General features: G+C 64.8%; 21 protein-coding genes and 1 pseudogene. 8 read left to right on the forward strand and 14 right to left on the reverse strand.

The window, feature by feature from the left end:
• A pseudogene (gene fliI / locus RBB16_RS02495) lies at positions 1-466 on the forward strand (flagellum-specific ATP synthase FliI); the annotation flags it as partial.
• On the opposite strand, the gene RBB16_RS02500 reads toward fliI, so the two are convergent.
• The 6 genes from RBB16_RS02500 to RBB16_RS02525 form a co-directional block, all read right to left on the reverse strand.
• On the reverse strand, positions 451-1,248 hold the full coding sequence (locus RBB16_RS02500; RefSeq protein WP_306044637.1) for a DUF1217 domain-containing protein: 798 nt from the start codon (positions 1,246-1,248) through the stop codon (positions 451-453). The pseudogene fliI and the gene RBB16_RS02500 overlap by 16 nt on opposite strands.
• On the reverse strand, positions 1,245-1,649 hold the full coding sequence (gene flbT / locus RBB16_RS02505) for a flagellar biosynthesis repressor FlbT (protein WP_306044638.1): 405 nt from the start codon (positions 1,647-1,649) through the stop codon (positions 1,245-1,247). The genes RBB16_RS02500 and flbT overlap by 4 nt, the downstream gene beginning before the upstream one ends.
• Positions 1,646-2,020 (reverse strand): flagellar biosynthesis regulator FlaF, encoded by a 375-nt coding sequence (gene flaF / locus RBB16_RS02510; protein WP_306044639.1) that lies wholly within the window; start codon positions 2,018-2,020, stop codon positions 1,646-1,648. The genes flbT and flaF overlap by 4 nt, the downstream gene beginning before the upstream one ends.
• Positions 2,021-2,100: 80 nt before the next feature.
• Positions 2,101-3,636, reverse strand: coding sequence for a flagellin (locus RBB16_RS02515; RefSeq protein ID WP_306044640.1), 1,536 nt, complete (start codon positions 3,634-3,636; stop codon positions 2,101-2,103).
• Between the two features lie 215 nt (positions 3,637-3,851).
• Positions 3,852-4,199: a hypothetical protein gene (locus tag RBB16_RS02520; RefSeq protein ID WP_306044641.1), complete on the reverse strand. Its 348-nt coding sequence runs from the start codon at positions 4,197-4,199 to the stop codon at positions 3,852-3,854.
• Positions 4,196-4,483 carry a rod-binding protein gene (locus tag RBB16_RS02525; RefSeq protein ID WP_306044643.1) on the reverse strand — a complete coding sequence of 96 codons (288 nt, stop codon included), beginning with the start codon at positions 4,481-4,483 and terminating at the stop codon, positions 4,196-4,198. The genes RBB16_RS02520 and RBB16_RS02525 overlap by 4 nt, the downstream gene beginning before the upstream one ends.
• Positions 4,484-6,445: 1,962 nt before the next feature.
• Between RBB16_RS02525 and RBB16_RS02530 the strand changes: the two genes are divergently transcribed.
• Positions 6,446-6,979: a flagellar hook-length control protein FliK gene (locus RBB16_RS02530; RefSeq protein ID WP_306044644.1), complete on the forward strand. Its 534-nt coding sequence runs from the start codon at positions 6,446-6,448 to the stop codon at positions 6,977-6,979.
• 12 nt (positions 6,980-6,991) lie between these two features.
• Positions 6,992-7,654 carry a flagellar hook capping FlgD N-terminal domain-containing protein gene (locus RBB16_RS02535; RefSeq protein ID WP_306044645.1) on the forward strand — a complete coding sequence of 221 codons (663 nt, stop codon included), beginning with the start codon at positions 6,992-6,994 and terminating at the stop codon, positions 7,652-7,654.
• 39 nt (positions 7,655-7,693) lie between these two features.
• Here RBB16_RS02535 and RBB16_RS02540 read toward each other — a convergent pair whose 3' ends face one another.
• The 5 genes from RBB16_RS02540 to ubiE all read right to left on the reverse strand — a co-directional run bounded on the left by RBB16_RS02540 (position 7,694) and on the right by ubiE (position 14,217).
• Positions 7,694-9,037, reverse strand: coding sequence for a trypsin-like serine protease (locus RBB16_RS02540; RefSeq protein WP_306044646.1), 1,344 nt, complete (start codon positions 9,035-9,037; stop codon positions 7,694-7,696).
• Between the two features lie 62 nt (positions 9,038-9,099).
• Positions 9,100-10,500 (reverse strand): caspase family protein, encoded by a 1,401-nt coding sequence (locus RBB16_RS02545; RefSeq protein WP_306044647.1) that lies wholly within the window; start codon positions 10,498-10,500, stop codon positions 9,100-9,102.
• Positions 10,501-10,597: 97 nt separating this feature from the next.
• The gene (locus tag RBB16_RS02550) at positions 10,598-11,851 is read right to left on the reverse strand and encodes a glycerate kinase (protein ID WP_306044648.1); all 1,254 of its coding nucleotides are present in this window, start codon (positions 11,849-11,851) and stop codon (positions 10,598-10,600) included.
• Positions 11,852-11,930: 79 nt separating this feature from the next.
• Positions 11,931-13,463: a 2-polyprenylphenol 6-hydroxylase gene (ubiB, locus tag RBB16_RS02555; protein WP_306044649.1), complete on the reverse strand. Its 1,533-nt coding sequence runs from the start codon at positions 13,461-13,463 to the stop codon at positions 11,931-11,933.
• Position 13,464: 1 nt separating this feature from the next.
• Complete coding sequence (gene ubiE / locus RBB16_RS02560; protein ID WP_306044650.1) at positions 13,465-14,217, reverse strand: bifunctional demethylmenaquinone methyltransferase/2-methoxy-6-polyprenyl-1,4-benzoquinol methylase UbiE; 753 nt, start codon at positions 14,215-14,217, stop codon at positions 13,465-13,467.
• Positions 14,218-14,320: 103 nt separating this feature from the next.
• Between ubiE and mutM the strand changes: the two genes are divergently transcribed.
• The 4 genes from mutM to RBB16_RS02580 all read left to right on the forward strand — a co-directional run bounded on the left by mutM (position 14,321) and on the right by RBB16_RS02580 (position 19,145).
• Positions 14,321-15,184, forward strand: coding sequence for a bifunctional DNA-formamidopyrimidine glycosylase/DNA-(apurinic or apyrimidinic site) lyase (gene mutM, locus RBB16_RS02565; protein ID WP_306044651.1), 864 nt, complete (start codon positions 14,321-14,323; stop codon positions 15,182-15,184).
• A gap of 66 nt (positions 15,185-15,250) precedes the next feature.
• Positions 15,251-16,027: an enoyl-CoA hydratase gene (locus RBB16_RS02570; RefSeq protein ID WP_071689491.1), complete on the forward strand. Its 777-nt coding sequence runs from the start codon at positions 15,251-15,253 to the stop codon at positions 16,025-16,027.
• Positions 16,028-16,152: 125 nt separating this feature from the next.
• The gene (locus RBB16_RS02575; protein WP_071689490.1) at positions 16,153-17,181 is read left to right on the forward strand and encodes a fatty acid desaturase; all 1,029 of its coding nucleotides are present in this window, start codon (positions 16,153-16,155) and stop codon (positions 17,179-17,181) included.
• A 101-nt stretch (positions 17,182-17,282) separates the two neighbouring features.
• Positions 17,283-19,145 (forward strand): hypothetical protein, encoded by a 1,863-nt coding sequence (locus RBB16_RS02580; protein WP_306044652.1) that lies wholly within the window; start codon positions 17,283-17,285, stop codon positions 19,143-19,145.
• A 67-nt stretch (positions 19,146-19,212) separates the two neighbouring features.
• Here the strand turns inward: RBB16_RS02580 and RBB16_RS02585 are convergent, their stop codons facing one another.
• The 3 genes from RBB16_RS02585 to RBB16_RS02595 are packed head-to-tail and all read right to left on the reverse strand — an operon-like array spanning position 19,213 to position 22,138.
• Positions 19,213-19,950, reverse strand: a complete 738-nt coding sequence (locus RBB16_RS02585) for an Asp/Glu racemase (RefSeq protein ID WP_306044653.1) — start codon at positions 19,948-19,950, stop codon at positions 19,213-19,215.
• Positions 19,950-21,089 (reverse strand): Xaa-Pro peptidase family protein, encoded by a 1,140-nt coding sequence (locus RBB16_RS02590; protein WP_306044654.1) that lies wholly within the window; start codon positions 21,087-21,089, stop codon positions 19,950-19,952. Before RBB16_RS02590 ends, RBB16_RS02585 begins: the two co-directional genes overlap by 1 nt.
• The gene (locus tag RBB16_RS02595; protein ID WP_306044655.1) at positions 21,086-22,138 is read right to left on the reverse strand and encodes a pyridoxal-phosphate dependent enzyme; all 1,053 of its coding nucleotides are present in this window, start codon (positions 22,136-22,138) and stop codon (positions 21,086-21,088) included. The genes RBB16_RS02590 and RBB16_RS02595 overlap by 4 nt, the downstream gene beginning before the upstream one ends.
• 202 nt (positions 22,139-22,340) lie before the next feature.
• Here RBB16_RS02595 and rpsT point away from each other — a divergent pair, with 202 nt between their 5' ends.
• Entirely contained in the window at positions 22,341-22,607 is a 267-nt protein-coding gene (rpsT, locus tag RBB16_RS02600) for a 30S ribosomal protein S20 (RefSeq protein WP_071689485.1), read from the forward strand.
• Positions 22,608-23,022: the final 415 nt, after the last annotated feature.

The following is a 23,022-nucleotide window of genomic DNA, read 5'->3' on the forward strand; positions in this document are numbered from 1 at the left end:
GCTTTGCGAACGGGCGGGGCCGGGCGGGCCGGGGCAGGGGGACATCACGGGCGTTCTGTCGGTGCTGGTCGCCGGGTCGGATATGGAGGAACCGGTGGCAGACACGCTGCGCGGCGTTTTGGACGGCCATGTTGTGCTCGACCGTGAAATCGCCGAGCGCGGACGCTTTCCGGCGGTAGACCTGCTGCGCTCTGTCTCTCGCAGCCTGCCACGCGCTGCCAGTGCCGAGGAAAACCGCCTGATCGCCGCCGCCCGCCGTCATCTTGGGGTCCATGACCGGGCCGAGCTGATGTTGCAGGCGGGTCTGTATTCGGCGGGGTCGGATCCGGCCATCGACGAGGCGATTTCGGTCTGGCCGGGCCTCGACGCATTCCTCGCCAGCGACAGTTCCGGCGCGGCGGATGCGTTTATGCGCCTGGCAGAGGTGCTGGAGCCCGGAGCTCCGACAGATCAGCCCCCGCCCTGAAGCAGCACAAGGGCGATGGAGGCAGATGTGGTGGATGCCGGCACCTGATTAAGCTGCGCGCGGGCGAGGAATTGTCGCATCAACTCGTCCATGCGTTCGGGATCCGTGAACTGGGCAATATCGGAAGATCCCAGCATGTCCTCTGCCCGTTCCTGAAAGATGCCGAGTTGCCGGTCGAGATCGAGCGTGCCAACCGAAGACGGCAGGCCAAACGCCGTCTCGAAAACCTCTCGCAACGGCGTGTTTCCCATGATGCGGAACCAGAGCGTGGAGTTCTTGCCGCCCTCCGCCGCCAGTTCCGGCAGCTCCCGTGCCGCGTTGAGGGCGAGGCGCATGTCGCCATCCACCTCGCCCACGGCCTGCTCGAAACTCTGGGCCTGAAACCGGTCGAGAATCCTGTCGGCAAATCCCGGCAGCCGCGACAGGGGCGGCAGGCCGGTGCCGAAGCCAAAGGCCTCCGAGAACTCCCGATAGCGTTTGTCAGCGAGCCGGTTGGACAGCGCGTCCTCCTCGACAACGCCATCCTCCAGAATACGCTGGATGAAATACTTGTTGGGCAAGTCGTCCTGCAGCCCGAAGGCGGTCAGCGACACGCGCAACAACCTGTAATCCTTCACCAGGTCTTCGGCACTGGTCACGCTGCCGATAGTTTCCCGGAAATATGCCATATCCCGCTGCAACGACGGGCTGGCGGCCAGGCTGGCGCTTTGCTGATCCATGGTGCGGTTCAGGAAACGCCAGCCGGCGTATCCCCCCATCGGGATGACGGGGGTAAAGCTCATTGTGGACGCGCCGCCATCAGCCGCTCTTCGCGCGGCAGAAGGGTGCGCAGCGCCTTCAGCGCCTGATAGGCATTGCCCGCCACGATCTGATCGGTGGCAATGGCAAGCTGCGACCGGCTGTCCGGATCGGTGAAGACCTGGCTCAGCTGTTCGATCCCGCGCAGGATCTGTAGTCTCGCCTCCTCTTCCTCCGCATCGCCCGACAGAACGAGCTGCGCGATATAACAGACCCGACGAACAGGCGTGGTCACCTCTTCGGGGTGAATGGCGTCGCGCAGGCGCAGGATATTGGCATTTGGCGTGACAATGGACAGCCGCGACCGGCGGTCGCCATTCTCGATGACGGCACCGTTGATCAGCACGCGCTCCTTGGGGGACAGTTTGAGGACAAGACCGCTCATGCTGCCTGCGCCTCCCCCCGCAATCCGCGCATTACGGCGGTGTTTATGTCGATAAGGGGCGCGAGGGACGCGTCCCCGGACAGGGCCTTGCGGCTGTGCTGAAGGGTGAATTCGGCGAGGTAGAATATCTGTGCCCGCAGCGCCTGCGGCAGGGCATTGGCGGAATCGGCCACGTTGGCGGCCAACAGCGTCCAGAGGCGGCGGTTGTCATGCAATGCGCTGGCCCTTTGGGCAACGCTGGCCTCGGGGCGGTTGGCGCGCGACAGCTGCACAGTGACCCGTTCGAAGGCGGCATGTTCGGTCCCACGCTCGGTTTTTACGGCGGATCGGACCGGGTTGTAGGCGCTTTGCGCCAGGTAGGATGTCGTCACGGTGGTGTTCCTTCCGGAATGTCAGGTCAGGGGGTCTGGTGACGGGTGGGCCGGGGCGTTCCCCCCGGCCCGGTCCGGTGTTAACGGAACAGCGACAGAATCGACTGCGGCGCCTGGTTGGCGATGGACAGCGATTGCGTCGCCAGCTGCTGCTGCACCTGCAGCGCCTGCAGCTTGGCCGAGGCCTCCTCCATATTGGCATCGACCAGCGTGCCGATCCCTGCTTTCAGCGAATCCACCAGGCTGTCGATGAAGTTCGACTGGGTTTCGATCCGGCCCTGGGCCGAGCCGAAACTGGCCGCCGCATCAATGGAGTTCTGGATCAGCGTTTCCACGTTATCGAGCGCGGAATCGGCCCCGGTGTCCGTGGTCACGTCGATATTGTCGAGCCCGAAGAGCCCGCCAGAGGCCGTACCGCCTGCCTGGCCATTGTCCGCCAGCGTCATCGTGGCACCCGCGGTGGCATCGGTGCCGTCATAGTCGACCAGAACCTTCCAGCCATCGGTGGCATTGCCGGTTACCTGGGTGGTCACCCCGGTTTCCCCGCCCGCATCCACGGCCGTCTTCAGGCCGCGCGCGACGTCCTCCATGGTTTCACCCTTGCCAGCGATGTAGTCATAGTCATTGCCGTTGACCGAGATGCGATAGCTGTCGCCCTCGTTCACCGTGGCACTGGTAGACAGGGCCACTTCCTCGGCCCGGTAGGTCAGCGTGGTGCTGTCGGACCCGGTCGCTGCAACGGCGCTATCACCCGTGCCGTTGTTGGTCATGGCGATGGTATCGGTGCCACCCGAATTCCAGCCGACGGTGAACTCGTCGAAGGAATTGGTGTTCGTCAGGGTCAAAACGCCAGAGCCATTGGACGACGCGCTGATCCCGGTCAGGCCAAGCGCGTTGATCTGCCCCTCGGCATTGTCGATCATCGTCGCCGCATCCGTATCGAAGGCCACGGTGATGGTCGATCCGTTGATCGTCAGTTCCAGCGAATCGGCCCCCGACGTGTTGGCATAGGTCAGCGCGACAGAGTTCGCCGCCCCGGTGCTGTCGATGGATGCCGCCCCTGCGGTGATGTTGGTGGCCAGCGATGCGCCGCTGCCATAAACCCCGGAGCTTGTCGTCAGATCCTGCCGCGCAACGGTGATGTTGCTGGCCGTCACGGTCCCGTTCGACGCCCGATCGAGCGAGGACAGAACATTCACGTCGTCGGTGCCCTGCACCAGGTTCAGCCCGTTGAACTGCGCCGCACTGACGACCGAGGTGATCTGGTCGCGCAGGGCGCTGATGTCGGTCTGGATCTTGGCGCGGTCGACGTTTTCTTCCTGCGCGGCGACGATCTTGCCTTTGATCTCGGTCAGCAGGTCGGTCACGGTTTCCGATGCATTGCGCGCCACCGCGACGGTGGATTCGCCCAAAGACAGGCTTTCCGAGATGCCTTTGAACCCTTTCACATCCGATTCCATCACCTTGGAAATGGCCCAGACCGCGGAATTGTCCTTGGCCGTGGCCACGGATTTGCCGGTCGAGATTTCCTCCTGCGTCTTGTTCAGGTTCGAATTGACGGATTTCAGGGTCTGCAGCGCGACCATAGCGCTGGTGTTCGTCAGAATGCTGGACATGTCTTGTCCTTCCTCAGTTAGATCGGCGCCTGGATTCCGCGCCCGTTTCAGACCTGCCTTCGCAGGTCAGCCCAAAACGTCTTCTGACGCCTGCGGCGGGCCTTTGCGGCCCGACACGCCACCCAGTACGGTGCAGGGGAACCATTGCCCGAAAGCTCTAACAAGCTCCTAAGATCACGGGGCTTTTCCGCTGGTTTTTAGTGAAATTCGGCAGGTTATCGGCGGCGTTCGAACCGGGTCTGCGCCTGCCCGATATGACCACTGCGCCCCTGGGCGTCATAGCTGGAAAAACCCGATGGTCCTGACAGGCTGTTACGCGCATCCCGCATCCCTGCCATGACTGCGCGCAAAAGCGTGCTCACCTGTCCCGCGCGCTGGCGCATATCGGCCAGCCGGGCGGTGGCGGATCTGTCAATGCCGTCGCCTTGAAGTGAGTGCATCGCTCGTTCCAGCGTAATCATGGCTGTGGGCAGATCGGAGAATCGCTGGCTGCGCAAGAGCGCCTCCACTCCGGACAGCGCCCGGTCGGCAGCGGCCAGAGAATCGCCTGACCGCCAGATCATCGGGCCGGTTCCTCACGCGCGGCCAGCGCATTGAACAACGATTCGGCCAACCCGATTCCCCCACCCGCCGCCATTGCGCGCGCCTGTTCGGTCCTCAGGAACGAGGCGAACTGATCCTCCCCATGGCCACCGCCGAAGCTGTCGCGCGGGGTGCCAAGCCCGCCATGGCGCAGCATTTCGGACAGAAATGCCGCCTCCAGTTCCTGCGCAGCCCCCCGCAGCTCCGCCTCGCGGCGGGGCGTCAGGGGGCTTTGGGTGACAGGCGAAAGGGTGAGGTCAGACATTTCCAATTCTCCGTATTCGGGGCGACTATCGTGCGCGGAAGTAAAGAATTGGTAAGTTCTGGCGCGGAAACTGCGGATCGACCCGGAAGAAATCTGGAAGGTTCCATGCATTCAATAGTGCAGATCGTGCAGCCGCTTGCCCCCCCCGCCGCCTCCCGTGGCGCAGGGCGGTCCGAAGATCTGACCGGGGTGGAGTTTGCTGCGGAGTTTCAATGGCAGGATAACGAACTTCCCGTATCCGGGCTGCCCGGTCCGGGCCTGGGTCCGTGGCGTGCGGTCTGGTCAGAGGGTGCGACGCCAGCCGACGGCGCGATTCCACCCGCGCCGGTCGTGATGACCGATCATGACTTGTCTGGTGATTCATCGGATCGTGAAGTGGCAGATCAGCTTGTTGCCCTCCAAACGCTGGTGCCCGAACCACCCGGTGACACCCCCGAACCCGCGCCATCCCTGCAACTGCAAGTCGTGGTCCCGACCGAGCCTATGACACCCTCTGTCATGTCTCCTGAAACGCCTGCGCCCGCGTTCAGCGGTCATTTCCCGTCAGGCGAGGCACGCTTGCCGTCGAGTCGGCTCATGTCGGAACCAGTGGCGCATTCACTCCCGCCGGCAGCCGGGCAAACCGCCAATAGTCGCACCACCACACAGGCAATCCCCCCCGTCCCGGAGCAGGAAGTGCCCGCGCAACGCGTGCCGGTCCGCGGCCTGGGATCTGAAATCGCCCCTCCCGTCCCGCGGCCCGTCGCACGCGACCCGAACGAAAACGGCCAGGCGCTCCCGATCTCGCGCACGGAAAACACCCCGGTGCCCCTGCCGGACGCAATGCCCTCCCAATCGGCGCAAGATGTGGGCACCGGATATCGACCGAGCAGCATGGAGAACAGCATTGCGGAAGGTCGTTTTGGCCCGGCGCTGCCTGCGCCGTCCCACGGGGCAGGATCAACGGCCCAGCCACCGAATACCGCCCAAGAGGCCATGCCGAAGTCCCGCGACGGCACGCCGGTTTTAGCTCAGAAATCCGCCCCGAGCACCGCGAAGGCCATCCCTGCGGCAACGCCCCCCCGTCCGGCAGGCAATCAGGCTGCCACGCCGCGACAGGGCAGTTCGGCATCTTCCGGTTCAGAAAATGACCGCAGCACGGCCCTCCAGCAACCGGAGGTTCCATCACCTCTGCGCGTTGCCGCGACGTTGGCCTCCCCGGTCCAATCGCATCGGATTGTCTCACCGGACAGCGCAAGGCCCTCGATTGAGGGCAAATCACTCCCGAATCCCGCCACGGTGCTCCGGTCCCGCGATGGCCACCCCTCGGGGGATGCAGCGCCGCCAATGGCGCAGACACCAGCGCCCCGAGGCATTGGGGAGACTCAAGCCAGGGTAGAGCCTGTCTCCCTCCCCCCCACTGATCCGTCACCGCGCGAGATTCCACACCCCGTCGCCCCGGTGCAGCATGAAACCATGGGTCAGGCGGCCGGCCGATCGTCCCCCCCGCCTTTCGCCAAGCAAGAAGAAGAGACGCCAGGCAGATCTCATTGGCTGGCCCCGCGGGCGGTGGTGACCCCATCTCGCGGCGAACCCGCGGCCGGGGCCGAAATCGCGGAACCGTCCAAGCCAGCCGAACGGCCAATGCCGCACAATCCGACCCGAATGGCTGACACTTCCCTCCAATCGGCCCGCGCGGACGTGATTCCAGCGCCACTCCGACCCTCCCGGCAGCCGCAGCCCTTAGTGCCACCTGTGTCTGTCTCCATGCCCTCAGGTTCGGTGGCCGACGCGTCGGCAATGACCCAACAGCCCGCTCAACCGCGTTCCGTTGCGGTGCCCTCCCCACAACTGCGACCCATTGAGGTGGCCCCCCGGCAACCGATCCCGACCGCAACGCCGGAACCGTCAGTCCCACAGGTCACCCGGCCAAAATCCGAGGCGGCAGTCACCGCCCCCGCGCCGCGTCAAGCGATGCCGGACATGACCGCCAGAGGGGATTTCGCCCCGAGTCTGGCCGATCCGGTCAGCATCCCGGATGCCCCATTGCCCGCCCCTGCCCATGCCGATATCCGACCGACGGAGCCCGCACCCATCCCGCGCCCCGATCCGGTGCCGACGCAGCTTGCGCAACGGATCGCCGCTGTGCCGATGATGACCGATCGCGATGCCCCGCTGGAACTGACGCTCGATCCGCCAGAGCTTGGGGCCATTCGTGTGTCTGTCAGCCGGGGAGCCGAAGGCATGGTCCTGCATCTTCAGGCCGATCTGCCCGAAACACTGGATCTGCTCCGTCGCAACGGCGCCGCCCTGATGCAGGAACTCCAGCGTCAGGGCCTCGATCATGCCGGGTTCAGCTTCTCGGGCCGCGATCCGGGTGGCCAGCAGCACAGGCCCGATGCGCCGCCCCCTGTGGTGCGCGAAGACGACGCGCAGATTCACCCGTCCCACATCCCGGACCGATCGCCGGTCGCCTCTGCACGGACAGGGCAATCGGGCCTGGATATTCGCCTTTAACGGAGGACAGACATGGACGTCGCCACCATACCCCAGACCAGCCAGACCGCCGGCACATCGGCGGCGTCGGAAGATCGCACCATGATCAATTCCGACTTCCAGACCTTCCTGACGATGCTGACCACCCAGATGCAGAATCAGGATCCGCTGAACCCGATGGAATCGACCGAATTCGCCACACAGCTGGCCACCTTCTCGGGTGTCGAACAACAGGTTCGCACGAATGAACTGCTTGGCAGCCTCCAAGACAGCATGGCGCTGTCCAGCATGGGCCAGATCGCGGGCTGGATCGGCATGGATGCCCGTGCCGAGATGCCGATGGCCTTCGATGGAGAGCCGCTGACGCTCTATGCCAGCGACAACGCGCTGGCCGATCGGATGGAACTCGTGGTGACGGATGCCGACGGGCAGACATTGCAGCGGGTGGCCATTCCGGCCACCGAAACCGCCTTTGCCTGGGCGGGTGTGACCACCGATGGCGAGCCGTTGCCAAGCGGCGTCTACGGCTTCCACGTGGAATACTTCCGCGATGACGAACCGATCGACACGCAACCGGCACAGGGTTACGCAAGGATCGAGGAGGCGCAGATCGTGAATGGCGATATCTGGCTGTCGATGCCCGGTGGCGTGCAGGTCAATGCGTCGCTCGTGCAGGCGGTGCGCGATCCGATCTGACGGGCGGGCCCGTGCAACAGGCCCGCCGCTTGGGCAGACTTACTTGCCGTCATCCACGGGGGCGGTGCCGCCACCGGACCCGGCGCCACCGCCGCCCCCGATGATCAGCTGCGCCTCTGGGTAGCCCACCTCGTCATATGTCTGGATCGTGCCGACATAGATATCGTAGCGGCCCTGCGGCGGGGCGCCCCAGACGAGGCTCGGGTTGATCCCGCCTGCGCCATTGTCGTCGCAATACCACTGCCCGTCCGGTCCGTTGATCAGCAGGCTGGTGTCGCTCTGCGACTCGACCGTGAAGGACAAGGGCGCGCCGACGCCCTGGTAATAGACCTGGAAATCCGGGGCCTCGGCCACGTGACCGGCACAGCCCTGCCCGGCGCTGGAGGCTTCCAACAGACCGCCGGCCAACAGATGCTGAAGGTAGGGATCAGGCGAGAAGCCGCTCGACAGGGTTACATTGCCGAAGGTCGGCGGCAGGTTGTAGTTGGGCTCGCTCGGGCGCAGATCGACCTGCGGGGTTTCGCCCGCCATGGTCGCCGCGATCCAGTCCTGATAGGCTGACACACGGGTATAGGTGCCGTAGTGGTCGCCATCCTGGTGGCAGTAATTGCCGCCCGACACCAGCCCGACCTGTACATATCCCTGCGTGTCAGCGGCCAGCAGCGGCCCGCCGCTGTCGCCCCGGCAGGCATCGGCAACGGCCTCCTGGAAACCGGCGCAGATAACACCTGCACCCGCGTTCGACGAACACAGTTGGTTATGCACAATCGGCACCGCCGCGCCGAGCAGCACCTGCGACGTGTCCCACATCGACGGCGGTGAAGAGGTCGCGCGCTCTGCCTGGGTCAGGGGTCCGCGGCCGCGCGAGATATGCGGTGGCGGCGTCAGGCCCCAGCCGATGATCACGGTCTGATCGCCAATCTGTTCCACCACCGGGGCCAGCGCCGCATCCGACAGGCGCACCGGGGTGATGCCCGTGGGGCGGGCAAGCTCCAGCAGGGCAATGTCGTTGACGCCAACCCCCTGATACCCGGAATGCAGATAGACACGAGACACGTCGAAGGCCGTGCCCCCGCCCTGCAGGCTGGAGGTGTTGGCGTAGATTTCCAGCCCGCTCGGATTGTTGGGGGCGACCGTATCGACGCAATGAGCCGCGGTCAGCACCCACCTGTCCGCAATCACGGTACCGCCGCAGAAATGCCCGTCGAACCGGCTGCGTGCATTGGCCTGGTTCAGCGACACCATCCAGGGAAAATCGCTGATCGACACGGCACAGCCGCCCATCACCCGGTCGCCCGAGCAAAACTCCTGCGCCTCGGCGGCATCGGGGGCTGCGAAGAAACCGGCCGTCAGAAGGGCGGCACCAAGGGTCAGAGATCTCATATGGCTCATCCTTTCATACCCTGTTTGTCCGGCCCGTGGTCCAATGCGGGCCGCGAAATGACCTAGTCTATTGCCCGCTCGATCGTTGCCTCGGGGTTCAATGCGATGGCGGGCGGCGTTTCCGAGGGCGAGGTGACGATGAACCCGACGCCCGCACCTGCGTCATCCTGAACGACCGGCGCGACGGCCACCGGCTCGGGCAACAGCGCTTCGACGATCAGTTCGGCATCGGGCGCAACCGGCAGTTCGCGTTCGGTGCCGACCCAGATGCGGTAACTGCCCGCGCTCAGGTCTGACAGGGCCAGAACCGGCGGCGCGCCATCGGACATGGTGCCACGACACAGCCATGTACCATCGGGGCGGCGCATCACCAGCACCGTATCCTCATCGCTGAGCGTCGTGATCCTGAGCGGGCCAATCGTCTCTTGCCAGTCGAGCTGGAAATCCGGGCTGCTGGCCACGAAGCCATAACAATTGCCGCCAAGCTGCGAGGCATCCTCGTACCCGCCTGCCAGCATATCCAGCGCCATGGCGGTGTCCGGCGGGCCGGCGGCCAACTCAATCGTGCCGTACAGGGGCTCGCCCTCGTCCTCGATCCCCCGGCCGGGCTTGCCGGCACTGGGCAGACCGGCCTCCTCCACCTGCACCGGCACCTCGTTTGTGTCGGCGCGCCCGTCGCCGATCTGGAATTGCGGTGGAATCTCTCCGGCAAAGGCAAATTCCAGCCACGGCACCTGGCGGCCCTGCGTGGCGTTGCGCACCGCGAAGGACACCTCGTACATGATGTCGTCGATCCGCCGCGTGGGCCGTTCCAGCGCCTGCAACAGCGCCCCGGTAAAGAGCCCGTTGCGCCCCTCGCCATCGGACGAGGTCTGGCCGGGCGCGGCGGCATAAAGGATGAAGGCGGACGCGCCCGCAGGCGTATCCATCGCCGACAGGCCGATCCCCAGATCGCGCCCGCCGCCGCGTTCGGGCAGCGGGTTGTTGCGGCAGGCATCGAGGATGATCACCCCCGTGGCCCCGGTCGCGGCCAGCCGTTCCAGAAGGCGCGGCGCGGGATAGGCCCAGTCCGGCACATCCTCGGCGAAGGCGATTTCTTCGTCATCGGTGGGGATCAGGTAATTGGTGCCCTTGTATTCAACCCCATGCCCGGCAAAGTAGAACACCGCCAGATCGCCGGGGTTCAGACTGCGGGTGAAATCGCGGATCGCCACCTGCATCCCGTGCAGATCCTGATCCAGCATCGGCCCGTCGCCATGCACGCGAAAGCCGATCTCGGTCAGCCGTTCGGCCATGTCGGTGGCGTCGTTGACGGGGTTGATCAGCGGGCTGGAGGAGTATTGGGAATTGCCAATGATCAGCGCAACCCGTTCCGCCCTGAGCTGCCCGGGCAGGGACAGCCCGATCAGAGCCGTCAGAACAACCAGCAGACTATGAGCCAGAAACCCGCGGGGGCGCACCACGTCCAGTCTCCCAAAATCACAAACCTAATGCGGCATAGTATGACCGGAAATTTCCGATCCGCCGACTCTTTTTTGTCGGTTCGGCCAAAGCAAAGGTTCAAAGCGTCAGGAAAATCTGAAGGTCTGCCACGTTGGTTCCCGTTGCCCCGGTCATCAACAGATCGCCCGACGCCGCCAGCGCCGCGTAGCTGTCGCTGTTGGCCAGCAGGGCCGTCGGGTCGGCCCCCGCCATGCGCATCCGGCCAAGGCTGTCCTGATCCACGATGGCCCCTGCGGCGTCGGTCGGTCCGTCTCGCCCGTCCGTGCCGCCCGACAGGAACAGCCAATCGCCCGTCAGGCCCCGTTCCTCGGCCAGCAGCGCCACCCGCAGCGCCAGTTCCTGATTGCGCCCGCCGCGCCCGTCGCCCTGCAAGACGACCGTGGTTTCCCCGCCAAAGAGCAGCGCCGTGCCGGGGGGCGTGGTCGCGGCAAGGGTCAGCACCTGTTCTGCCGCCGTCGTTACCGGGCCGATCAGGGGGGCCTCGACCACCCGAACGGGGCGCGCCGCCGCAGCCGCCATTGCCGCGACGCTGATCGCGTTCGACCCGACAAGCGCCGCGTCAGGGTCGGGCAGTGGATCGCGCAGCGCCTCCCGCGCCATCGCCTCCCGCGCAGCCTCTGGCATCCGCTCCCAAATGCCAAGCCGGTGCGCGACGTCCCGCGCGGTGGCCAGATCGGCAATCGGCCCCACCGTCGGACCACTGGCAATCACCCGCAGATCATCGCCCACCACATCCGACAGGATCAGGCTGCGCACCGGGGCAGGGGCCGCCAACCGCAACAGCCCGCCACCCTTGAAGCGCGACAGGGCCTGCCGGACGATGTTGGTCTCTTGGATATCGGCACCCGAGGCCAGAAGCAGCCGGTTCACTTCGGCCTTGTCCGCCAGTGTCAGGCCCTTGACCGGCCCCGGCAGCAAGGCCGACCCCCCGCCCGAGATCAACGCCAGCACCATGTCCCGCGCACCCGCCTCGCGCAGCAGCTTCTCCACCGCCAGCCCGGCAATCACGCCGTTGCCATCGGGCAGCGGATGCCCGGTCCCGTAGCAGGCCACGCCCGCGATATCCCGGTGGTTCTCGTAATTCGTGACGATCAGGCAGCGGGTCGGCACGCCCGCCGGCACCGCAGACAGTGCCGCCTTCATCATCCCGTTCGCGGCCTTGCCCACGGCCAACAGGATCAGCGTTCCGCCCTCAGGCACCTCGACCGGGCGCGCCTTCAGGGCCTCAACCACGGCCCGCACCGGGTCGGCGGCGGCGACACCGGCCATGAAAAGCTCGGTCAGTTCGGATCGGATCGCGTCATGCGCCATGGGGATCGCTCAAGCGGAAAGGTTGGCAGAACCTTCCCAAAGCCCCGTCCCCCTGTCCATCCCGTAACCCGCAAGGGTCTCAGAACCAGAATTCCCAAACCGCGACCGAGGCAAAGGTCAGCAGCACGCCGCCCACCAGATAGGCCAGCCGCTCCGCCACCCGCGACCGGCGCGGCGGCGGCAGCGTATTGGCGTGGGACAGCAGCGCATCCTGCGCCATCTGCGGCAGGCGCGGGCCGAAACGGGACAGCACCTGCGCCGTGCGCACAAGGTCGCGCAGCATCGCCTTTGGGCCGAGGTTTTCGGTGATGTATTGCTCCACCACCGGGCGCGCCGTGCTCCAGATATTGATATTCTCGTCCAGCGAGCGGGCCACGCCCTCCACCACCACCATGGTGCGTTGCAGCAGGATCAGCTCTGTCCGGGTTTCCATGCCGAACTGTTCCGTTACCTCGAAGAGATACGAGAGAAGCCGCGCCATGGAAATCCGGCTCGCATCCATGCCGAATATGGGCTCCCCCACGCTGCGCAGCGCCTGCGCGAATTCGTCGATATCGCGGTCGGCGGGCACGTAACCCGCCTCGAAATGCACCTCGGCCACGCGGCGATAGTCACGGCGGATGAAGCCCATCAGGATCTCGGCATAGACCCGGCGGGTATATTCATCCAGCCGCCCCATGATGCCGAAATCCAGCGCCACGATATCGCCGTTCGGCGCGACCTTCAGGTTGCCCTGATGCATATCCGCATGGAAGAACCCGTCGCGCAGCGCGTGGCGCAGGAACATCTGCAAGACCCGTTCGGCCAGCACCGTCCGGTCATGGCCCGCCGCGTCAATGGCCTCGATATCGCTGAAGGACACGCCCTCGGCCCAGTCCAGCATCATCACCCGGCGCGAACAGAGAAACCAGTTGACCGCCGGAACGGTAAAGCCCTCGTCGTTTTCGGTTCTGGCGGCAAATTCCCCGGCGGCGGAGCTTTCGATGCGCAGGTCCAACTCCCGCATCACCACACCTTCGAAATGCTCGATCACGTCCTGAGGCCGCAAGCGGCGCGAGGCAGGCGACAGCGTCTCGATCCAGCTCGCCATCAGGTAGAAGGCGTCGATATCCTTGCGAAAGGCGCGCTCGATGCCGGGGCGCAACACCTTGACCGCCACCTCCTGCCCGGTGTCGCGCAGCCGGGCGCGGTGTACCTGCGCGATCGAGGCCGCCGCAACGGGTTCGGAAAACTCGGTGAACAGCTCTTCGACCGAAATCTCCAGCTCCTGCGCGATGGTGCGCTTGGCAATGGCGCTGTCAAAGGGCGGCAGCTTGTCCTGCAAGACCCTGAGTTCCGTCGCCAGCTCCGGCCCCACCACATCGGGGCGCGTGCTCAGGATTTGCCCGAACTTGATATAGGCCGGGCCAAGCGCGGTCAGCGCCCTGACCAGCGGCGGCAGGCTGGTATCGCCGCGCAAACCCAGCCATTTGAACGGCCATGCCAGAATCCGCAGCCCCAACCGAACGCTACGCGGCGCATCCATCGCCTCCAGCGCCTCGGCCATGGCACCGGTCCGTTCAAAGGTCGCGCCGGTGCGGATCAGCCGCCAGATATTGTGCGGTCCCCGCATCTCAGATCTTCCAGCCCGAATGCAGCGCCGCGATGCCCATGGACAGGTTGCGATATTTGACCATGTCGAACCCCGCCTCGCGGATCATGCTGGCAAACATCTCCTGATCGGGGAACTTACGGATGCTCTCGACAAGGTACTGATAGCTGTCCGCGTCATTGGCGATCACCTTCCCCATCTTCGGGATCACGTTGAAGGAATAGAGGTCATAGAGCTTCTGCATCCCCTCATTCGGCAACTGGCTGAATTCCAGCACCATCAACCGCCCGCCGGGTTTCAGAACCCGGTAGGCCTCCGACAACGCATCGCCAATCCGAGTCACGTTCCGGATGCCGAAACTGATCGTGTAAACGTCAAAGCTGTTATCCTCAAACGGCAGCGCCATGGCATCGCCGACGATCCAGTCGAGCTTCTCGGCCATCTGCTCGGCTTCCGCCCGCTTCTGCCCCTCGATCAGCATCGATTCCGTCATGTCCAGAACCGTGGCATGGGCCCCCGGCGCGCGTTTGAGGAACCGGAAGGAGATATCCCCGGTCCCCCCCGCCACATCCAGCAGCTTCACCCCATCGCGCGGCGCCAGCCAATCCATCATCGCGTCTTTCCAGACCCGGTGGATTCCGACCGACATCACGTCATTCATCACATCGTATTTGGAGGCGACATTGGTAAAGACCCCGTGGACCTTCCCGGCCTTCTCGTCCTCGGCCACGGTCTGAAACCCGAAATGCGTGGTGCGTCCGTCTGCGTCGCTCATCCTGTCATCCTTTCCGGGGGTCTTGCCCTCGCCAGAAACTCTCCCTTCTTATAGGGCTTGTCGGTGGCGTTACAATGCGCCGCCCCCCAAGGAAAGGCCCGCCATGCCCGAACTGCCCGAAGTCGAGACAGTCCGTCGCGGGCTGGCCCCCGTGATGGAGGGCCAACGGATCGCGAAAGCGGAGGTGCGCCGCCCCGACCTGCGCTGGCCCTTCCCGCCCGACATGGCCGCCCGGCTGACCGGGGCGACCGTGCTGCGCCTTCGGCGGCGGTCGAAATACATCCTCGCCGATCTGTCCACGGGCGAAACGCTGCTGATCCATCTGGGCATGTCGGGCCGCATGCTGGTCTCGGGCGCGCAAGGCCGCGACATGCCTGGCCAGTTTCACCACGACCACCCCGCGCCCGAGAAACACGATCACGTCGTGCTGGATATGGAAAATGGTGCCCGGATCACCTTCAACGACGCCCGCCGCTTCGGCGCGATGGACCTGATGGAGACATCCGCGCAGGACGGCCACCCGCTGCTGTCCGTTCTCGGCCCCGAACCCCTCGGCAATACCTTCGACGGCCCCTATCTGGCGGCACGTCTCAAGGGCCGCAAGATGCCGATCAAATCCGCCCTTCTGGATCAGCGAATCGTGGCGGGCCTGGGCAATATCTACGTCTGCGAAGTGCTGTATCGCGCCCGCATTTCCCCCAAACGCGCCGCAGGCCGCATCGCGACGCAACGTTGCGAGGCGCTGGTCCCGATCATCCGTGATGTGCTGTCAGAGGCGATCGAGGCGGGCGGCTCCTCCCTGCGCGATCATCGCCAGACCGACGGGGAACTGGGCTATTTTCAACATAATTTTCAGGTCTATGGCCGCGAGGACGCCCCCTGCGCCACCCCCGGCTGTTCGGCGACCATCCGCCGGATCGTGCAGTCGGGGCGGTCCAGCTTCTATTGCCCCACCTGTCAAAGATAGCTTGAACCGCGCGCCGGGGCTGATAACCCTGCGCATCCGAGGGACAACAATACCGGGACGCACCGAATGGCCTACGAGACCCTGATCGTCGAGATCGAAGAGCATATCTGCCTTATCAAGCTGAACCGGCCTGACGCGCTGAATGCGCTGAACACCAAGCTGCTGGCCGAGCTTTGCGATGCGCTGGAAAGCGCCGATGGAAACGACAAGGTCCGCTGCGTGGTCATCACCGGGTCGGAAAAAGCCTTCGCCGCCGGGGCCGACATCAAGGAAATGTCGGACAAGAGCTTTACCGAAGTCTTCACCGAAGACCTGTTCGCCGATGCCTCCGACCGGATGATCCGCATCCGCAAGCCGATCATCGCCGCCGTGTCGGGCTACGCGCTTGGCGGTGGCTGTGAACTGGCCATGGCCTGCGATTTCATCATCGCGTCCGACACCGCCAAGTTCGGCCAGCCCGAGATCAATCTGGGCGTCATCGCCGGGATGGGCGGCAGCCAGCGCCTGACTCGCTTCGTCGGCAAATCCAAGGCCATGGACATGAACCTGACCGGCCGTTTCATGGATGCCGAGGAAGCAGAACGCTCGGGCCTCGTCAGCCGCGTGGTGCCCGCCAAGAAGCTGATGGACGAGGCCATGAGTGCCGCTGCCAAGATCGCGGAAAAATCGCTGATCTCGTCGATGGCCGCGAAAGAGGCGGTGAACCGCAGCTATGAGACCACGCTGGCCGAAGGGCTGAGATTCGAACGCCGCCTGTTCCATTCCATGTTCGCAAGCGAAGACCAGAAAGAAGGCATGGCCGCCTTCCTCGAAAAGCGCGAAGCCCAGTTCCGCGACCGCTGAACAACGGGCGACGCCGCGAAAGCGGGGACCGGTACGTATTTTCGCGCCCCGGTCGTAATGTGTCATAGGCGAACCCCTGTTCCTCGTGTATGGGGTCCGCAGACATAAATAAAATATGCAGGCTCATGTCCGATCACACTGAACTTACCGGGCATCAGCCTGAACCGCGCGCGGCACGGGACTGGATCAAGGTCCTCGCGCAATACCGCGAACCGAACGCGCTGCGCAGCAGTTATGAACTTGGCATTACTATCGGTCCGTTCCTGTCGCTCTGGGTTCTGGCCTGGTGGTCGCTATCCGTCAGCTACTGGTTGACCCTTGCCATATCCTCGGTCAATGCCGCCTTCCTGCTGCGGCTCTTCTGCATCCAGCACGATTGCGGCCATGGCGCGTTTTTCAACAATCGCACGGTCAGCGACTGGCTTGGCCGGGTTCTGGGGGTGCTGACGCTGACGCCCTATGACGTCTGGCGGCGCACCCATTCGATTCATCACAGCAATTCCGGCAATCTGGGACGGCGCGGCATCGGCGATGTCCACACGCTGACCGTTGCGGAATATCGCGCCCTGTCGCCCATGGGTCGCCTGATGTACCGGCTCTACCGCAACCCGGTGGTGCTGTTCGGCCTTGGGCCGGGATACCTGTTCTTCCTGCAAAACCGCCTGCCGCTCGGGCTGATGGCCAGCGCCAGATACTGGATCAGCGCCATGGGCACCAACGCGGCGATTCTGATCGGTCTGGGGCTGATGCTCTATTTCGGCGGGGTGATGCCCATCCTGCTGATCTTCCTGCCCTCGACTTTGCTGGCGGCAACTGCGGGTATGTGGCTGTTCTATGTTCAGCACCAGTTCGAAACCACCCAATGGGATGCCGAGGAAAACTGGCAGGTGCATGACGCCGCGCTGAACGGAAGCTCTCATTACGTGATGCCCGCGCCGCTGCAATGGCTCAGCGCCAATATCGGCATTCACCACGTTCATCACCTCTATAGCCGCATCCCGTTCTACCGGCTGCCCGAGGTGCTGCGCGATCATGCCGAACTGGCGGGCCGCAACCGGATGACGATCCGTGAAAGCCTGGCCAATGCGCGGCTGCATCTTTGGGATGAACAAAGCCGCCGCCTGCTGTCCTTCGCGCAGGCCCGCGCCCGCTGACATCCGGCCCGGAATCGGGTGGCCACGCGATGCCGGGTTTTGATGATCTCCGCTGGCTATGATATGCTCTCGTTGATGCTGATGACCGGCGGACCCACCCTATGCTGTGGCGCGCGCTTTTTCTGATCCTCTGGCTTGCCGCCCCGACCGCTGCGGATGAAATCCCACCGAGCGGCGCTCAGACCGACAGGTTGCTCTACCAGCTCGACGGTCTCTCGCAGGCGCTCGACCACCTGGAAAGCTTCCGCGCCGCCTTTCCCGATCCGGCCACCGCCGACGCCTATCTTGCCGCCTGGCGCGAGATGATCGAGGCAAATGCCTTGCTCTATGCCTCCCGCGACAGCCTTCCCGGTCCGGCCTATGCAGACTACGATCAGACCCTACGCCCGATGGTCGCCCGCATCCGCGAAGCGACCGAGATCCTGGCCCATCTTCAGGCAGAGGCGAACTGGCAGGGGGCGCCGCTTTTCCCGTTCCCGTTCGAGCTTCACCAACCGACGCAGCAGGCGGTGGATGCCTCGGGGCTCGATCCCGCCGGATACCTTGTGCAGATCATGATCGAGGATCGGCCAGAACCCTTTCGCCTGCCCGGATTGCAGGCCACCGTGGCGCTGACCCTGCACCATCCGCCGGACCTGTCCCTGCCGCTGGCATGGTCCTGGCCTGCCTCTGCCGTTGCGCCAGCGGCGATGCTGGAAATTGGCAATCCCACGGGCGCGCAAGGCATGAGCGTATCGCTTCAGCTCTCCGCCCCCGGCGTGGTGTTTGAACCGGTTCCCGACGCCGCGGCCACCACCCGCTGCGTCCCGCACGCAGACCGCATGGAGTGCGACGCAGACCTTCCTGCCGGGGCACCGCTCCGCCTGATCATCCCGTTGCGTCCTGCCACCGCGCCCGAAACCCTGCCCGCGCCTTATGACCGGGACGTCACAATCTCCGTCACCGGCACCGCCACCGCCCCCGGAGAAACCCGGATCGACCTGCCGCCTGCCTCAATCGCGCTGCCCTTCCGGTCCTGCAACGCGGCGCTGGCCGCGGGGCTGGCCGCTTTCTTCGAAGATCCGGCACCGCCTGCCAACTGGTCCCACCGGCTGGCGGTGCTGGCCCATGTCGCGCCGCGCCCCGACCTTCCGGGGCGGCTGACCTACCGCGCGCCGCTGCCGCAACGGGCCGGGCCATCACTGGCCGAGATCCTGCAGAACGGCTGGCCCGCCCCCACGCCGCCGCCCGAATTCGAAGACCTTGGCCCACGGGAACAGGCCGCGTTGATCGCCCGGCAGGCCGCCACCAACCGGGGCCCCGACAACCGCCTGCTGGAGATCGGCCGGATGATCGCCGCCAACAGCCCGGCGCTGGAGGGGCTGCGCAGCTTCGACCGTGCCTGCCCCGCTTCCTCCGAGGATATCCCCGTCGTCGCCGTGCAACTGTCAGAGCTGGAGCAGCTTTTCCGCGCCGTGTCCGAAGCCCGCGCCGAGATCGAGGCGCTTTATGACGCCGCCGCGCGGGAGCGTGACCAGCAATCGCGCGCCTTCTACGAGGCGCTTGCGCAGTCCGGGGCAGAGGAGGGCGGCCTGCTTCGGCATATCGACATGCCCGAAGACCCGAACCGGTTCGGCGAAGAACTTTATCCCGGCGAACGGCTCTTCGTTCCGATCTACCGCGCGATTTACAACGCGGGGTTCTACGGTTTGCTGTCGATCACCAGCCACGCCGCGCGGGCGCAGGCAACGCGGTCGCTTCTCGGCCCGGTCAGCATCGCCACCTCGGTCTGGAATACGGGAAGCGAAATCCAAAGCTATCAGACCGTCCGCATCCAGATGGGCGCGGCCCTTGGGTGGGTCGAGCTCGCGGCCTATCTGCGACAGCTGCGCGACCGCTACGAGGGGCTGGAGGCCGAGCTCACCCGCATCCGCACCGACTTCCGCACCCTTCACCGGACGGCCTGCGCCTGCCGCTTCGAATAGCGGTTTCGTATGTACGGGGGGTGTACGCCCGGTGTACGGGGGGTGCCCCCCCTGTTTTCGCCGGTTCTCAGCGCATCAGACGCCCGAACCGCGCCAGCGGCTCCACCCCCGCCAGCTGCGTCATGTGCCAGCCCATGACCTGATTGGATGACAGCACCGGCAGGCCCGTCGCGGCCTCGATCCGGTCGATCACATCAAGCGTGCGCAGATTGGTGCAGGACAGGAAGAGCGCATCGAATTCCCCTTGTTTTGCAAGGGTTTGTGCCGCGTCGGCGATGGAATCCGGTGCGATCCGGGCGGCGAATTCCTCGCGTTCCTCGTTGAACGTGCCCAACAAGGCCACCTCGATTTCGGCGCGCGCAAGCGCCGTGATCAGCGAAGAATTCACCGCTGCCACATAGGGCGACAGGACCACCAGACGCTTGACATCAAGGTGCCGGCACGCCGCGATCAGCCCTGTAAGCGGGTCCGTTACAGCGTTGGTTTTGCAGCCTTTTTTCACCATTCCAGCGACCACATCGGCGCCGATGACAGAGGTGCCCGAGGTGCAGCCATAGCCCACGACATCGAATTTCGCAGGCACCGGAAACAGCCGCGCCGCACCGGTCAGCTTTCCCTCCATCTCGGCCAATGTGTCATTGGTCACTTCCTGCCCGCTTGGCACCCGAGTGACATAGCAAGCCACTCCATCCAAAGGGAAAATCCGGCGCATGTCATGTTCAAGTGTCTCATCCGATTGCAGGCTGATCAGCCCGATCGTCGCGCGTGTGCCCAGTTGCGGGGCAAGGTCGTAGGTGAACTGCATCACAGGATCCTCAACTCTGGGTCCGAAAAGGGGGAGAGCCGCTCTGGCCCTGCCTCTCGAATGACAATATTCTCTTCGTGAACAAGGACTTGACCGTCCGCAATCTCCACCCCCGGTTCCAGCGTCAGCACCATTCCGGGCTGCAAAACCGTGTGGTCATCGGGGATGAGAGAGGGCCATTCCGTCAGCTGCATGCCCAACCCATGGCCATAGCGCCCCGCCTCTGACCCGCCCGCGCCGCCGGTCAGAACCTTGTCCATCGCGTGAAACAGATCTGCTGCCGTGGCACTGGGGCGCGCGATTTCCATTGCGCGATCAACGGCTTCGATCAGTTTCCGGTGCCCGTCAAGGCAACGCGGATCGACGTCCCCGATCCCGAAATTCCGGTCGTAGTCGCAGAAATACCCGTCCACGACCAGCCCGGTATCCAGCATCAGCACATCCCCCTCCGCAAGCGGCGTGTCAGAGGCAGGCGAGATCACGTCGTCATATCCCAAGGGCCCCGCGCCGCCCGCAAGGTAAGGCACCCAATCCGCCCCTTCCTCCAGACACAGCATCTGGAACCGGCGGAACACCTGCGACAGCGGCACGCCCGCCGCAGCGATTTCTCCCACCCGGTCAAATGCCCGGCCCGCCACCGTGCAGGCGGTGCGGATCTTGTCGATCTCCGCTTCGGATTTCACCAGCCGCAGGGACCGCATAATCCCTTGGTCGGACACCAGATTTACCGATTCCCCAAGCCGCGCGTAGTCCGCAAGCGGCATCCGCAAATGGGTCTCATGCCCCGTGGGCAGCCCAACCGGCCCGTCGCCCGCAACCTCGCGCAGCGTGTCCGCCAGCAGGCTGACGCCATCGTCGCTCAGATCGGGCGCGCGCCAGGTGCGGATGTCCTCGACCCAGGTGCGGGCCATCACGGGCGCGCCGATGGCGGGGATCACCGCAATCGGCTTGCCGCTGGCGGGCAGCACCACGAACCAGGGCCGCGTCGGGCTTTCCCAAAAGCGGGTGATGTAGCCGGTGAAATACCGCACCTCCGGTTCCGTCGTCAGCAGCAGCGCCGCCAGGTCATGGTCGGCCATCAAAGCCTGCGCGCGGGCGACGCGGGCGGCGAACTCCGCCTCGGGAAAACCGCGCGTCATGCAGGCCCCTCCGACAGGAAACACAGCACGCGGGAGTCCGTGCCAAGGCCAAGCAACGCCGCGTCCGCAGCCAATACCCCGGCAACACCCGCGACCCCGGATTCGGAGCCTTCCAGCCCTTCCGCAGCCATCGGGTCCAAAGCCTCCGCGGCCTCCTCTTCCGTGATCAGCAGGAAGTCATCGGCATCCCGTGACAGACCCGTCAGCGCGATCAGCGAGGCCTCCTTGCAATCGAGCCGCCCCATGGTGGACACCGGCCCGGTCGTGGTGACGAAGCCCCCCGCCTTGATCGAGCTGAAGATTGCAGGCGCGGCGTCCGGTTCCACAACCACGACGCGCGGGGCGTCGCCCAAACGCTTGCGCACCAAGGCCGCGACCGCACCCGCAAGCCCGCCAACACCCGCTTGAAGGAAGACATGGGTGGGCGGCTCGGGGCAGTCATCCAGCGCCTCGGCGGCCATCTGCAGATAGCCCTCCATCAGCCGGTGCGGGCGGTCCATGTAGCCGGGCCATGAACTGTCCGACAGCAGGATATGGCCGTTCGTTTCAGCCGATTCGGCCGCCAGTGCCATGCTGGCCTCATATTCCGCACCTGCGCGAACCACTTCGGCACCCTTGGCGCGCAGCCGTTCGGCAAAGCTTTCCGGAACGGTTTCGGCGATATGCACAATGGCCCGCGCCCCGAAGACCCGCGCCCCTGCGGCCACGGACATGCCATGATTGCCCGCGCTTGCGGTTATGTAGGTGCGGCCTGCCAATGCGGTCGACAGATCCTCTGCCCCCGTTGCAACCGCATCGCAGGCAATGACATAGGCCGCGCCAAGCGCCTTGAAACTGCCAAGCCCCATCCGGCCCCGTTCATCCTTGACCCAAAGCGCGCCGATTCCGGCCCGCGCCGCCAGATCCGGTGCAGACGTCAGCGGCGTGGTTGCATGGGCCGGGCATTGGGCCAACAGCTTTGCCACCGCCTCTGCATCGGTGGACGGTGCCGGGGCACCGGAGAGATTTGTCAGGCCCTGGCCACGGAACGGATTGGAAAGATGCTGCACGGTATCCCCTCGGCTGATTAACTTGTGCCACCCTAGCGGGCTTGACCGCTTTAGGTCTTCCCTTTCCGACAGGTTTGGCCTAATAGCGCCGCCAGACATGCGCGTGAGGCCCGCTTTGGCCGGATTCGACCGGTATCGAACCCTTGGTCGTGGGCCTTCAGCGCTAATCGTTAGACATTGAACCCACGAAGGGAACCGACACATGGCAAATTCGCCTCAGGCCAAGAAACGCGCACGCCAGAACGAGCGTCGCTACGCCGTCAACAAAGCCCGCCGTTCGCGCATCCGCACCTACCTGCGCAAAGTGGAAGAAGCCATCGCCTCCGGCGATCAGACCGCCGCTGCCGCTGCCCTGCGCGAAGCTCAGCCCGAGCTGATGCGCGGCGTTACCAAAGGCGTCCTGCACAAGAACACCGTTGCCCGCAAAATGTCGCGCCTGTCGGCCCGCGTGAAAGCGCTCGGCGCCTGAGGCAAGGCTGCAACACCTTGAAAACAAGGCGTCCCTTGGGGGCGCCTTTTTTTGTTCACCGAATTTTCCTTGTTCTCGGCACCCTTAGAATGAGCCCGCGGGATTCGTTTTCAGATAGCTCAGAGTCAAGCGCGAAGTTTCGTTGAAAGGGTCGCGTGAGTCCCGCTAGCTTGGGTCTCAGCGATTCACATAGTCTGGGGGGACATCGGGCGCGGATAGGCTGAGGGGAAACTCTCTTGGGGACGGATTTACCCTATCGCCGCGCCTGAGGCCTGAAGATCTGGTTCAGTTGGCACTGTATCACGATTTTCAGGGTGCGTCTGTGGCCAGTCGGGACCAACCGACGCCAAAGCGCATGTCCGGAGACCTCCAACCTGGGAATATTCGCACGAATCACCACACGGCCGTCAGAGCC

It is taken from the genome of Nioella sp. MMSF_3534 (assembly GCF_030732985.1).
Classification (GTDB): domain Bacteria; phylum Pseudomonadota; class Alphaproteobacteria; order Rhodobacterales; family Rhodobacteraceae; genus Nioella.

Excerpts from the sequence above, each read along its gene's own strand:
- RBB16_RS02500 (WP_306044637.1), bottom strand. The coding sequence starts at position 1,248 with ATGAGCTTTACCCCCGTCATCCCGATGGGGGGATACGCCGGCTGGCGT.
- flbT (WP_306044638.1), bottom strand. The coding sequence starts at position 1,649 with ATGAGCGGTCTTGTCCTCAAACTGTCCCCCAAGGAGCGCGTGCTGATC.
- RBB16_RS02515 (WP_306044640.1), bottom strand. The coding sequence starts at position 3,636 with ATGTCCAGCATTCTGACGAACACCAGCGCTATGGTCGCGCTGCAGACC.
- RBB16_RS02520 (WP_306044641.1), bottom strand. The coding sequence starts at position 4,199 with ATGATCTGGCGGTCAGGCGATTCTCTGGCCGCTGCCGACCGGGCGCTG.
- RBB16_RS02525 (WP_306044643.1), bottom strand. The coding sequence starts at position 4,483 with ATGTCTGACCTCACCCTTTCGCCTGTCACCCAAAGCCCCCTGACGCCC.
- RBB16_RS02530 (WP_306044644.1), top strand. The coding sequence starts at position 6,446 with ATGACCGCCAGAGGGGATTTCGCCCCGAGTCTGGCCGATCCGGTCAGC.
- RBB16_RS02535 (WP_306044645.1), top strand. The coding sequence starts at position 6,992 with ATGGACGTCGCCACCATACCCCAGACCAGCCAGACCGCCGGCACATCG.
- RBB16_RS02540 (WP_306044646.1), bottom strand. The coding sequence starts at position 9,037 with ATGAGATCTCTGACCCTTGGTGCCGCCCTTCTGACGGCCGGTTTCTTC.
- RBB16_RS02550 (WP_306044648.1), bottom strand. The coding sequence starts at position 11,851 with ATGGCGCATGACGCGATCCGATCCGAACTGACCGAGCTTTTCATGGCC.
- ubiB (WP_306044649.1), bottom strand. The coding sequence starts at position 13,463 with ATGCGGGGACCGCACAATATCTGGCGGCTGATCCGCACCGGCGCGACC.
- ubiE (WP_306044650.1), bottom strand. The coding sequence starts at position 14,217 with ATGAGCGACGCAGACGGACGCACCACGCATTTCGGGTTTCAGACCGTG.
- mutM (WP_306044651.1), top strand. The coding sequence starts at position 14,321 with ATGCCCGAACTGCCCGAAGTCGAGACAGTCCGTCGCGGGCTGGCCCCC.
- RBB16_RS02570 (WP_071689491.1), top strand. The coding sequence starts at position 15,251 with ATGGCCTACGAGACCCTGATCGTCGAGATCGAAGAGCATATCTGCCTT.
- RBB16_RS02575 (WP_071689490.1), top strand. The coding sequence starts at position 16,153 with ATGTCCGATCACACTGAACTTACCGGGCATCAGCCTGAACCGCGCGCG.
- RBB16_RS02580 (WP_306044652.1), top strand. The coding sequence starts at position 17,283 with ATGCTGTGGCGCGCGCTTTTTCTGATCCTCTGGCTTGCCGCCCCGACC.
- RBB16_RS02585 (WP_306044653.1), bottom strand. The coding sequence starts at position 19,950 with ATGCAGTTCACCTACGACCTTGCCCCGCAACTGGGCACACGCGCGACG.
- RBB16_RS02590 (WP_306044654.1), bottom strand. The coding sequence starts at position 21,089 with ATGACGCGCGGTTTTCCCGAGGCGGAGTTCGCCGCCCGCGTCGCCCGC.
- rpsT (WP_071689485.1), top strand. The coding sequence starts at position 22,341 with ATGGCAAATTCGCCTCAGGCCAAGAAACGCGCACGCCAGAACGAGCGT.